13 protein-coding genes and 1 pseudogene are annotated in these 12441 nt (G+C 41.1%); 4 read left to right on the forward strand and 10 right to left on the reverse strand.

Annotated elements, in window-relative coordinates:
- Nucleotides 1-9: 9 nt before the first annotated feature.
- A complete protein-coding gene (bshB2, locus tag MKX65_RS23625; protein WP_340906007.1) occupies nt 10-675 on the forward strand; it encodes a bacillithiol biosynthesis deacetylase BshB2 in 666 nt (221 codons plus the stop codon).
- 39 nt (nt 676-714) lie between these two features.
- Here the strand turns inward: bshB2 and MKX65_RS23630 are convergent, their stop codons facing one another.
- Nucleotides 715-1164 (reverse strand): SRPBCC family protein, encoded by a 450-nt coding sequence (locus MKX65_RS23630; protein ID WP_340906009.1) that lies wholly within the window; start codon nt 1162-1164, stop codon nt 715-717.
- 157 nt (nt 1165-1321) lie between these two features.
- Between MKX65_RS23630 and MKX65_RS23635 the strand changes: the two genes are divergently transcribed.
- From MKX65_RS23635 to MKX65_RS23645, 3 genes and pseudogenes are all read left to right on the forward strand, one after another.
- Nucleotides 1322-2041 carry an ABC transporter ATP-binding protein gene (locus tag MKX65_RS23635; RefSeq protein WP_340906010.1) on the forward strand — a complete coding sequence of 240 codons (720 nt, stop codon included), beginning with the start codon at nt 1322-1324 and terminating at the stop codon, nt 2039-2041.
- Nucleotides 2041-3068, forward strand: a pseudogene (locus tag MKX65_RS23640) (ABC transporter permease). Before MKX65_RS23635 ends, MKX65_RS23640 begins: the two are co-directional and overlap by 1 nt.
- Nucleotides 3069-3080: 12 nt before the next feature.
- The gene (locus MKX65_RS23645; protein WP_340906011.1) at nt 3081-3734 is read left to right on the forward strand and encodes a TetR/AcrR family transcriptional regulator; all 654 of its coding nucleotides are present in this window, start codon (nt 3081-3083) and stop codon (nt 3732-3734) included.
- 25 nt (nt 3735-3759) lie between these two features.
- On the opposite strand, the gene MKX65_RS23650 is transcribed toward MKX65_RS23645, so the two are convergent.
- The 9 genes from MKX65_RS23650 to MKX65_RS23690 all read right to left on the reverse strand — a co-directional run bounded on the left by MKX65_RS23650 (nt 3760) and on the right by MKX65_RS23690 (nt 12380).
- On the reverse strand, nt 3760-4617 hold the full coding sequence (locus MKX65_RS23650) for a Cof-type HAD-IIB family hydrolase (RefSeq protein WP_340906013.1): 858 nt from the start codon (nt 4615-4617) through the stop codon (nt 3760-3762).
- A 14-nt stretch (nt 4618-4631) separates the two neighbouring features.
- On the reverse strand, nt 4632-5294 hold the full coding sequence (locus MKX65_RS23655; protein WP_340906014.1) for a DNA alkylation repair protein: 663 nt from the start codon (nt 5292-5294) through the stop codon (nt 4632-4634).
- Between the two features lie 498 nt (nt 5295-5792).
- A complete protein-coding gene (locus tag MKX65_RS23660) occupies nt 5793-6287 on the reverse strand; it encodes a hypothetical protein (RefSeq protein WP_445677936.1) in 495 nt (164 codons plus the stop codon).
- A gap of 63 nt (nt 6288-6350) precedes the next feature.
- Entirely contained in the window at nt 6351-7445 is a 1095-nt protein-coding gene (locus MKX65_RS23665) for a PRK06851 family protein (RefSeq protein WP_340906016.1), read from the reverse strand.
- Nucleotides 7446-7556: 111 nt separating this feature from the next.
- Nucleotides 7557-8039, reverse strand: a complete 483-nt coding sequence (gene ybaK / locus MKX65_RS23670) for a Cys-tRNA(Pro) deacylase (protein ID WP_340906017.1) — start codon at nt 8037-8039, stop codon at nt 7557-7559.
- Between the two features lie 75 nt (nt 8040-8114).
- Nucleotides 8115-9434, reverse strand: coding sequence for a UDP-glucose dehydrogenase family protein (locus MKX65_RS23675; RefSeq protein ID WP_340906018.1), 1320 nt, complete (start codon nt 9432-9434; stop codon nt 8115-8117).
- Nucleotides 9435-9562: 128 nt separating this feature from the next.
- Complete coding sequence (locus MKX65_RS23680; protein ID WP_340906019.1) at nt 9563-11227, reverse strand: alpha-glucosidase; 1665 nt, start codon at nt 11225-11227, stop codon at nt 9563-9565.
- A 27-nt stretch (nt 11228-11254) separates the two neighbouring features.
- A complete protein-coding gene (locus tag MKX65_RS23685) occupies nt 11255-11437 on the reverse strand; it encodes a hypothetical protein (RefSeq protein ID WP_160545921.1) in 183 nt (60 codons plus the stop codon).
- A 43-nt stretch (nt 11438-11480) separates the two neighbouring features.
- Nucleotides 11481-12380 carry an NAD(P)/FAD-dependent oxidoreductase gene (locus MKX65_RS23690; protein ID WP_340906020.1) on the reverse strand — a complete coding sequence of 300 codons (900 nt, stop codon included), beginning with the start codon at nt 12378-12380 and terminating at the stop codon, nt 11481-11483.
- Nucleotides 12381-12441: the final 61 nt, after the last annotated feature.

The following is a 12441-nucleotide window of genomic DNA, read 5'->3' on the forward strand; positions in this document are numbered from 1 at the left end:
GAGCGCATCATGGAAAAAGAACGTCAAATTTTAGTTATATTCCCTCACCCTGACGACGAGGCATTCGGCGTTTCAGGCACCCTTGCTTTGCATATCCAAAACGGGGCACCTGTCACATATGCATGCTTAACACTTGGTGAAATGGGACGGAACTTAGGGAATCCACCGTTTGCAACAAGAGAGTCGCTCCCGCAAATTCGTAAATTGGAACTTCAAAACGCAGCACAATCGATTGGAATCCAAGATTTGCGTATGCTTGGATATCGCGATAAAACGGTAGAGTTTGAAGATCCTGAAAAATTAGCGGATCATATGGGAGAAATTATTGCGGATGTGAACCCGTCCTTAATCATCACGTTTTACCCAGGATATTCCGTACACCCTGACCACGATGCGACGGGGGCTGCGGTCGTGAAAGCCGTCGGGCGATTAGCTCCAGAAAAAAGACCAAATCTGCACTGTGTAGCTTTTTCAAAAAACACATTGGATGAGCTCGGAGCACCAGACATCGTCAATGATGTCACTGCTGTATCTGATCAGAAAATTGCCACGATCAAGGCTCATGCGTCGCAAACGCAATTAATGATTCAAAATATGGCCGAAAAGCTTAAAGCAAATGACCCCGACATGATTGCTTGGGTAAATAACGAACGTTTCTGGACGTATAAATTTTAAATCTTCGCCCACAGGATTCCTAGCCTGTGGGCTCTTTCTTTATCTATGAACTGCTTCTGTCTCAAGTACTTCTTTTAACTTTTGTAATTGTCCGCCATCTTCATTTTTAATTATTTTAACTAACTGTTTTTTCGTAAGGAAGCTTAAAAAACCTCCCGTTTTGACTTCGGCCTTCATCTCAACCTGGGTACCTTCCTCAATCGCCGAAAAAGTATAGTGATATAGGATTTCTACTCCATTGGATACGCTTTTTGAAGTAAAGGAAGTGGGTCGAGCGAACTCGGTAATGTGAACTTCCGCTTGAATACTCCTTCTTCTTACAAGCCTTGTTTCCAAGAATCGGCTTCCATGTCCGACTGGTCCATTAGACAATTTCTCCATATCCGTCACAAACGGCAATAGTTCTGTAGCATGTTCTAGGTTTGATAGATAACTAAATACTTCTTCGATTGGTCGGTGAATGATCTCACTTACTCGAAAATCAGCCATTATTATGCACCTCGAGACGATTGTTTGTCCTTATTATACTAAAATCAAAAGAAAACCTCTGTCGAAAATATTCACAAAATCTCCCTTTTCATTTGAAAAAGTTTCGCTTATGATAGTAGTGAGTGATTACTCACTTTTATTATAAGGAGGGATTCACATGAATCCAATCGTCCAAATTGATCAGGTGACAAAGCACTTTGGAAAGCAAGAAGTATTAAAAGGAATTGATTTAGATATTAACGAAGGAGAAATCTTCGGGTTACTTGGTCCATCCGGTGCAGGGAAAACGACACTCGTGAAGCAGCTAGTGGGACTTGAGCTTCCTTCAACTGGGGAAAACAAAGTCTTTAGCATCTTAATGCCCTCACTTGAGGTAATCTCAAAAATCGGGTATATGGCTCAATCGGATGCCCTATACGGGGAACTAACGGCAAGAGAAAACCTTCAGTTTTTTGCATCTTTATACGGAATAAATGGAGCACGTCAAAAAGAAAGAATTCAAGCTTGTATGGAGATTGTTCAGCTAAGTGATCATATTGATAAACAAGTGTCTAATTACTCAGGAGGAATGAAGCGACGACTCTCGCTGGCAATCGCTCTTATCCATGAACCAAAGTTATTAATTTTAGATGAACCTACGGTTGGGATTGACCCTGTGCTTCGAAAGAGCATTTGGGCTTCCTTTTATGAGCTAAAACAGCGTGGAGTAACCATTATTGTCACCACACATGTCATGGATGAGGCAGATAAGTGCGATCGATTAGGGATGATAAGGGATGGACACTTAATCGCTGTCGGTACTCCTCAAGCCCTAAAAGAAAGCATGAACAGTACGAGTCTTGAAGATGCCTTTTTGAGTTATGGAGGTGGGAACTGATGCGCATCATGGCCCTTGTAAGAAGAATTTTAAAACAAATTGTTCGTGATAAACGAACGATGCTACTGCTCATTATGGCTCCCATTCTTGTTTTAACGATGCTTCATCTCGTCTTTAATGGAGAAAGCTACTCACCAAAAGTAGGTTACGTTGACGTTCCTGCTCCCCTTGTAGAACAGCTTGATGATGATGAAGCAACCATCAACCAATACGAAACAACCAACGAAGCAAAGACTGCCTTAAAGGAACGAAGCATTGATGGCTATGTGAGTATGTCAGGTACCTCTCTTCAGCTAACGTTAGAAGGTAGTGACCCGACCATCAACGGAGCGACGATGAAGTGGCTACAAGAGTCACTGAAGTCCATGCAGCCTGACTCTTCCGCTACCATGCTTGAAGTCAACTATCTTCACGGTTCAAGCGAGATGAGCCAGTTTGATTCGTTTGGACCCGTGTTGTTAGGATTTTTCATCTTCTTTTTCGTATTTCTTATTGCTGGGGTTTCCTTTTTACGTGAACGAACGACTGGAACGCTTGAGAGGCTGCTCTGCAGTCCCCTTCGAAAATGGGAAATCGTCATTGGCTATGTGGTTGGTTTTGGAATTTTCACGATGATACAAGCGACCATTATTGCCTCCTATGCCATCTATGTTCTTGGAATGATGATGGAGGGTGCGTTCGTTTATGTTCTTGTCATCACCTTACTTTTATCTCTGACCGCCTTAACGCTCGGGGTCCTATTGTCGGCATTCGCTAACAATGAGTTACAAATGATTCAGTTTATTCCGCTTGTGATTGTTCCACACTACTTTTCTCCGGATTATTTAATCTAGAAACCATTTCTGATTATTTAAGCTGGATTGGCCCACTCACTCCCTTGTACTATGGAGCAGACGCCTTAAGAAATGTTATGATAAGAGGGTATGGGTGGGGTGAGATTTCATTTGATTTGCTTATGTTAGCAGGATTTTCACTTCTTTTCATGGTTCTAAACATCCTTGCCCTAAAAAAATACCGTTCTATTTAACAAGGAGTTTATATGTCAGATAATCATATGATTGATGAGATTATAGATAAAAACGAAAATCTTACCGATAAACAAAAGTTCATTCTCGAAGCTGCTATTGAATCCTTCGCTGAAAAAGGCTACGCCGCTACCTCCACGAGTGAAATCGCAAAGAAAGCAGGTGTTGCCGAAGGGACCATTTTCCGCCATTATAAAACAAAAAAGGATCTCTTGTTATCGATTGTTGCTCCCATGATGGCAAAGCTAATTGCACCTTTCGTGATAAAAGATTTGAATAAAGTGTTGAACCAGGATTTTGAAAGCTTAGAAGATTTTTTACGGGCTATGATTCATAATCGGGCCGCGTTTCTAAATGCCAACATTCCCTTGTTCAAAATTGTTCTGCAGGAACTCCCTTTTCAACCAGAACTACAAAAGCAATTCAAGGAGCATATTGCGATTAAGGTTTACGAAAGAATGGAAGCTATTATCAAGCATTATCAAGAGAACGGGCAACTGATTGACCTTCCTCCTTATCAAGTGGTTCGGATGACCGCTTCCAGTATTTTTGGTTTCCTAATCGGTCGTTATCTTCTTTTTCCCGAGCTAGCTTGGGATGATGAACAAGAAATCGAAGCAACGATTCAATTTATTTTGCATGGATTAGCACCGAAAGAAAAGGCTTGAGGATTTTTCCTCAAGCCTTTCTATTTTACTCAGCTAATGCTTTTAGGATGGCTTCCCCTACACCGCTTTCGTCATTTCTCAATGTTACGTGAGTGCATTGTTCTTTAATATCCTCGTTTGCATTGCCCATGGCTACTGATCGGCCAACCACTCGAAACATGGATAAATCATTATAATTATCGCCAACCGCCATGGTGTCTTGTAGGGCAATTCCCCTTTCTTCCACGAACTCAGCTAATGCAATACCCTTTTGGGATTGTGTGTTCATCAGCTCTAAGTTCCCAAATGCTGAAGAGGTTACTTCTAGATGATCAATTTGCTTAAGCTTTTGCTCCACCTCATCTAAAAAGCTATGATCCTTATGGAAAACTAATAGCTTATAAATGGTTTTTTCTCCGTTTAAAATTGGCTCATAGCTATCCACAATATGAACCAAGCCTTTCTCATATCTATGTTGCGCTTCTTCTTCCACAAGCTCTCTCGAAAGCTCAGGATTTGCAGTTGTAAAGATATCAATAATGATCTCAACGCCCTTATCATAATCGACAGTGTAAGTACCTTCACTTGTATAAATTTCGTAATAAACGCCTTCTTGATTTAACACATCGGCTGCTTGTTTCGCGATTTTGTGATCTAAGGGATGAGCTTTGACAATTTCGCCTTCTTTTGTTCGAATCTCTGCCCCATTGGCACAAATAAGCGGTAGCTGTAAGCCAGATTCTTGTAAAACTGACATAGCCTCTTCGTAGGAGCGACCCGTTGCAATAACCACTTCTACGCCTGAATTCAATGCTTTTTGAATCGCCTCGAGGTTCTTTTCGGATACTTCCTGCTTTGAGTTTAATAATGTTCCATCCATATCACTAGCGATGCATTTAATCATAATCAGTTCCACCTCTATATGTATTTACTACCTTCACGAATGCTGAGCTTAGATAAAGACGTGCGCTCAATAAAATTCTTTACACTGCTCGGATTCGTTTTTGAGTATTCACGCAATGCCCAGCCAATCCCCTTTTGTATAAAAAACTCCTTGCTGTCGGCGTTTTCTTTACAATAACGATACAAAAGCTCTTCATTTGTATTCTTTTTATATTTTAGCTGAAAAAGAATTGCTGCGCGCCTTAACCATAAATCATCACCATACGCCCAATTATCAATCGTTTCTTTAATTACTTCTGGATGATCGGCTGCTATTTTTCCGACTGCTTTGGGAGCGAGAACATCAACCGTGTCCCACCATGACTTGGTGGTGATGAGCTTTTCAATTCCAGGCAGATGCCTTTTTTCCAGCTTTTTTAACGATTTTTCCATATAATCAAGTGCAGCTGCTTGAAACTCCCTTTCTGGAAGGGCCCAGACCTCTTCGACAAACTCTTCATTATATGGCTGTTTTAATATACCCGTTTCCTCAAAAAACTGCTTCATAAGCTCTCGTCTTAATGGCGTTTTGATTCCTAGAAAAGGAAACTGGTTTCGCATATATTTTTCCATATAATAAGCATTCTCGCGATTTCCATTCGCTCGAAATAATTTCGTTAGGATGAGGATCTCTTTCATACAGTGCTCCTTTATTGTGACATAACTTTATTGTAAAAGTTTTTTCGTAAATTTTCCAACAATGCAACTGTAAAAATTTATTAAAATCGGACATCCTCGAAAGTAGGGGCCCGTTTTGAAGTGCTTTTCTTAAAATACGTGCTGATATGACAGTCGTAAGGACATCGTTATTGGTATATAAAAAAGGAAAACTCTCCATGCTCAACAAAAGTACGTTAAACGGAGATTTTCCGGTTAAATGCAGAATGGAGCTCATTTCGGGGTAAATAAGGGAAGGATTTCCGCTTATGCAAGGTAAAACCTCCCCTTTTCGGGTTTTTTGAGCCAATAGGCGGAATCTCTCCGTCTAATTAAAGCTTTTTTAATAACAATTACCAATTAAGCGGAATTTCTCCGTCTATCAGTTCAGGTGCTTAACCTGAGCTTCCATCCCATAATGAGGACGGTCCATAGAAAAAGGCATGAACCCAGATGAGTTCATGCCAGCTCTAATGTTTATTATCTTCCACCGCATTGGAAGCTACTGATTCTTCTTAAATCAGTCCCATAATAAACCCAACGTCTATTTCTCCAACGGTATCCCGCAATAGAATCTCTTCCAACATACGTTGGATAGAACCAGAAGCTATTTCCATTAACTAACCAAATATACGTGAAGCGGAATCGGCATCTTCTAATGGCACCAGGGTCGACCGCAAAAGGGGAAACACCTTGTTGCGGTGTGTAAGAAGGTGGTGGGCTTGATGGTGGACCGTATTGGTCACCCCCACCAGGAAAACCGCCGCCCGGGAAGCCTCCTCCTGGAAAACCGCCGCCCGGAAAGCCCCCTCCTGGGAAACCTCCTCCGCCTGGGAATCCACCACCCGGGAAACCTCCTCCTGGAAATCCACCGCCTGGGAAGCCTCCTCCTGGAAATCCACCTGGGAACCCGCCAGTTGTTGGCTGCTGTCGGTCATCTAAAAAATAATTTGGATGATAATAGTTCACATTCATACCCCTCTCTACATACATCTCGTTGTAATGTATGCAAAACGCCTATGAGGGGTGAGTGATCCATTATTTTTCTTCGAGCTGATGAATCATTTCTTGAACACGTTCGGTTAGTTCATTAACCTTGTCAAAGTCCATAGCATCTGTATATATTTGCTCGAGTTCTTGATTGTAATCACTGGATTCCTTTAAAAAGCCGATCGCTTGATCCATCATATTTTTATAGGCTGTTTTATGGTTTGAAATCTCTTCTTCAAAAATTTCATCGGTTCCACTAGCAATGACGGAGCCGTACATATCAACAATCTCGTCTCCATCTCTGCTTGGGAAATATTCATGTGGCGCCGTACTATCAAAGATAGCCATTCCTAACTCTCTAACAATGACCATATCCAAACTATTTGGATCAAATCCACAATGATACACTTCTACATCTAATCCGCGGACTTGTGCTTCTTCAGCAATTTTCCTTAACATCGTTGATTTTCCGGAGCCCGGTCTTCCTTTTATAAAATACCTTTTTGCAACGTCTTCTGTTAAATTTGGAACATGGTCAACCGCTCCAACCGGAGTAGCTGCGCCTAGAAACCGGTGCTTTACCGCTGATTCTTTATTTAAGGTCATACTTCCATAAAACTGTGAGACTAATTTTCTAGTTAAATCATCTGCTTTCTGGAAATCCATCGCTTCAATATAGATTTTTTCCCAATTGTCATGAATGCTTAACGCTTCGGCAAAGTGCTCATATGCTTTTTGTTTGGCATTACCTGCTAGCATGGACAATCTAAGAATTTGATCCTTGTGTTCTACTAGTTTGCTTGAGTCCCAGGCTTCTCCTAGGTTTACGTATTCCTCAATTGCACCAAGTGCTCTTGGGGTAATCGTATAGAAGCTCGAACCGTTCACAATTCCCACCTTGAGCTCCGGAATGATCACTCCATCAACAGAGGAAGTATCTAACGGACAATGCAGGTATTCCACTTGATAATTTCTTCCTGTCCAGTATTCTCCCACTTTCTTCATAAGTGTTGATTTTCCTGTTCCCGGAGCCCCTTGCAATATAAAAACTCTCTGTAAATCTTTTAAACAGTCATCAAATAAGCTATGAAAACCCTTAGCTGTATTTCCGCCAGCATAGTAGTTTCTAACACTCCCAGCCATCTGCACACATCCTTTGCTGAAAATTCATACGTGGAGCATTAAAATATATGCGATTCTCACCTTGTCTTAGCACATGATCTAACATAGAGGATGACCAAATATGATTTTTACTTATTCATTCGTGAGCCCCGCTATTTTTCCACCTGTAACAGAAAGTAAGTCTTGCAGCTTCAGTTCCATTTGGACTCCGATTTTCCCACCACTTACGATGATGGAGGATAATTCCTCTGCACTTTCGTCAACGACCGTTGGGTATTGTTTTTTCATGCCAACGGGAGAGCATCCGCCACGAATATAACCTGTCCATTTTTGAATATCCTTGACGGGAATCATCTCTATTTTCTTCTCACCACATGCTTGTGCCCCTTTTTTCAGGTTTAGCTCCTTCTCAACAGGAACGATAAAAACATACAGTTGCTTGCTCGCACCTTGGGCAACCAGCGTTTTATACACCTGGTTCGGGTCTTTTCCTATCTTTTCTGCCACAGACACTCCATCAATTTTCCCATCTTGTGAATCGTAGGTGATTAATTCATAGTCGATTTTTTTACTATCTAGAATTCGCATCGCATTGGTTTTTGCCTGTTTCGCCATACACCGCACCCTTTTTAATTTTTATGATACGAAAAAAGGCAGGGAGATACAATTCCCTGACCACTGAAGATCTATTTAATAACGAAATATAGGTGTTTTCCTCTCCACTACTTCTCGACCGATGGAGATATACGTGATATCTGCTTGCTGCGCTTCTTCTAGCTTATAACAATTTCGACCGTCGATAAGAAGTGGTTCTCGCATCATTTGTTTGTACTTCTCGAGTGGAAATTCTTTAATTTCTCCCCACTCCGTTACGATACATACTAAATCAGCTTGGTCTATAGCGTTCTCAATCGTTTCTGAATAGTGGATTGCTTTTTTATATCTCTTTTTGACATGATTGTGAGCAACCGGGTCATACGCTCGGACAAGGGCCCCTGCCTCTAACAAATTATCTATCAGCGGAATAGAGGGAGCATCCCTTATATCATCTGTATTTGGTTTAAAGGAAAGACCCAAAACAGCAACGTTTTTTCCTTCAACCGTCCCCATCCGATCCATTGCCTTTTCAAAAAGAAGTGACTTTTGCTTTTCATTCACCTTTATCACGGATTGGAGAATTTGAAACTCGTATCCGTACATACTTGCCACATTTTCTAATGCTTTTGTATCCTTTGGAAAACAGGACCCGCCAAAACCAATTCCCGCCTTTAAAAATGGCGTTCCAATTCGACTGTCCATCCCCATTCCAAGCGCTACATCCTCTACGTTTGCACCTGTATGTTCACAAAGCTTCGCTATTTCATTAATAAACGATATCTTTGTCGCTAAAAAGGTATTGGATGCATACTTAACCATTTCCGCACTTCGAACACTCATATGAATAATCGGAATTTGAAGAGGTTGAAAGATTTTCTCTACTATCTCCTTGGCTTCATTGTGATTGGAACCAATCACAATCCGATCACCGTGAAACGTATCATAGATGCCAGAACCTTCTCTTAGGAATTCTGGATTAGAGACTACATCGACAGAAACACCTTTCTCGTCAAATGTTGCTTGGAGCCGGTCATTGGTACCGATGGGGACGGTGCTTTTTGTTACGATGATTGTATGTGAAATGATATACTGTGCAATGGTTTCTACAGCTTGTTCAATGAATGTTAGGTCTGCTGCTCCATCTTCTTTTTCTGGAGTTCCAACGGCTAGAAAAATTACATCGGATTCCTTATAAGCTTGCTTTGCATCTGTAGAAAAGTGGAGTCTTTTTCCGTGAAGCTGCTTTAACAGTAACTCTTCTAACCCCGGTTCATAAATCGGACAAATGCCCTCTTTGAGAAGATTGATTTTTTGTTCATCCGTATCAAAACAAACCACCTCATGCCCTATTTCAGCTAAGCAAACACCTGTTACCAATCCAACATACCCTGTCCCGCAAACGGTAATTTCCATCCAGACCCTCCCCACTGATTTCTTTCCTGTCTTATTATCAGTATAGTTTGTTGGAATGAAGAGAATTGCTAAGATCGTGTTAAGAAATTGAAAAGACCATATCAATGGGGGATATGGTCTAAGCAATATTATGTCAAACGATATACTCTTGTTTCGAACGGCTTGATTGTAAATCCGTTCGTATTGTCGTGGGAATCTACCTCGTAGTTGGCTAATAACAGCTGATCGTATTTTAATTCTAGCCCGTCTATAGCAAATGTTGCTGCTTCCCCTGTTAGATTCGATAGAACAACAACCTTATCGTTCTCGTTTTCTCGTGTATACACATAAATTTGCGGATCTTCTTCTAATAGAAGTTCATATTTACCGTACGTAAACACGTCATTGTTCTTTTTCAGCTGAATCATTCTTTTATAAAAAGAGAGGATAGAGTGTTCGTCTTCTAGCTGCTTTTTCACATTGATGTCTTTATAGTTTGGGTTCACCTTCATCCAAGGTGTTCCTGTTGTAAATCCCGCTTCGTGATCGTCCGACCATTGCATTGGAGTACGGCTATTGTCTCTTGAAGTGGCCCAAATGATTTCCATAATGTCCTCATGTGAAACCCCTTCTTCACGCTTCAAACGATACATATTTTTGACAGCCACATCATCGTAATCGTCAATACTTGGGAATTGAACATTGGTCATTCCAATTTCCTGACCTTGATAAATAAATGGTGTTCCCTGCATGAGGAAATACATCGCGGCCATGCTTGTTGCACTTTCGTACCAGTATTCTTTGTCGTTCCCCCATGTGGAGACAATTCGCGGCTTATCATGATTTTCAATAAACAGCGCATTCCAGCCGTCCTTTTCTAATCCCTTTTGCCAGCGTGTGAGCACTTGTTTCAAGCCCAAAATATCAAGACCTTTGGCAGGATCAGTATCCCATAGATCCAGATGCTCAAATTGGAATACCATGTTCATCTTACCTTCTTCTTCTCCTACCCAAAGATGCGCTTCGTCTACCGACACCCCATTCGCTTCTCCCACAGTCATCACATCATATTTGCCGTACGTCTTTTCTTGCATTTCAGCAAGGAACTCATGAATTCCCTCCTGATTCATATGCATGTCAAAAGAAGAAACGTATTTCTTATTTTCTGGGTTTGGCATATCTGGGAATCCTGGACGCTTCTTAATATGGCTAATCGCATCAATCCGGAACCCGTCTATGCCTTTATCCAACCAGTAGTTCATCATACTATAGACAGCTTCACGAACTTCAGGGTTTTCCCAATTCAAGTCAGGCTGCTTGGTTGAAAACACATGCATATAATATTGCTTCGTTTGTTCATCGTATTGCCAAGCAGAACCTCCGAAAATACTTTCCCAGTTATTTGGCTCTGCTTCATCTTTCCCGTCACGCCAAATATACCAATCGCGCTTTGGATTGTCCTTAGACTGACGTGATTCGATAAACCATTGATGCTCATCACTTGTATGATTAGGAACCAGATCAATAATCAGTTTCATTCCACGAACATGAACAGCTGCTAACAGAGCATCAAAGTCCAACATCGTTCCAAAGTCTTCCATAATGTCTTCGTAATCAGATATATCGTATCCGTTATCGTCATTTGGTGATTTATACATAGGACAAATCCAAATCACATCAATCCCAAGATCTTTTATATAATCAAGTCGTTGAATGATTCCCTGTAAATCGCCAATTCCATCTCCATTTGAATCCTGGAAGCTTCTTGGATAAATCTGATAGGCCACAGCTTCCTTCCACCATATCTTCTTCATATATAACCCCTCTGACATTCTATTTTTTCATGCTGTAAACGGCTTTTTAGATAGCGCAACCGTTTGCATAAATGAAGCAAAAAAATAACCTTTTAAAGGTTGCACTGTTGTTAACAGTTTACCGCTTACAAGGATTTTACGCAATACCGATTTCTTTTTGGGTACGATGTTATGGGTTCTTTTTGCTGTAATTTTGTTAATCCATCGCATGTATTATTCATCTGGCCGTCCTAAAAAACGGCCAGTTTCCCATTTAAGATTCATTCATCAATGATTTATGAATAAAAATCGCTGCTTGAAGCCCATCTCCCATGGCAACTGTTACTTGCTCGGAATGGGCTACCACATCACCTGCTGCCCAAACATGTTTGATATTCGTCATTTTTGAACGAGGGTCAACAAGAATATGTTTATTTTCCATCCGTTCTACTCCAAGCTGAGCCGCTAGCTCCGAACGAACCTCATTGTTTCCAAATGCGACAAATCCGTGGTTCGAAACTAACTGTGTTCCATCTATTAAAGTGACACCTTGAAACTGGCTGTCCTTCGCTTGTACTTGTTCAATCGACTGTTCATAGTACTCAATATTTTCCTTTTTAAGCTGTTTTAGGAGTTTTTCATCCACTTCTTTTCGCTCATGATTCACATAAATAAGCTTTTTTGACCAATACAATAAAGTCAAGGCCGCATTGGCTCCGACATTACCTGAGCCAATTACGATACATTTTTCGTCTTTGATTTCATATCCATCACAATCTGGACAAATATACACACTCTGCCCTAGGCATGGGTACAGCTCGGGGATTGGCGGAATCCGGTCCATTACTCCGGTTGCAATTAACAATCTCTTTGCCTTTTTCTCATCCCCATGATGAGTGGTCACATGAAAAATCTCTTTTTTCTTCTCCACCTTTTCAACTTTTTCTAGTAAAAACTCAACTCCATACTGCTTCGCCTGTTTCTCACCAATGGACCGTAAATACTCCCCGCTCACACCCGATGGATAGCCAAGCACATTATGATAGCTTCGGCACAGAGTAGACCGGCCATCTCCAGAATCAATAACAAGTACCTTGTACATATATCTTCCTAACTGAACTGCACACTGTAATCCAGCAATTCCTCCACCGACAATCACGCAATCATACACCACTGTTTTCCGCTCCTTTCTACCTCCTTACCTTGCCCAACTACCGCTTATTTTTTGCTATAAA

Origin of the sequence: Robertmurraya sp. FSL R5-0851, from assembly GCF_038002965.1 — a bacterium.
GTDB classification, from domain to species: domain Bacteria; phylum Bacillota; class Bacilli; order Bacillales; family Cytobacillaceae; genus Robertmurraya_A; species Robertmurraya_A beringensis.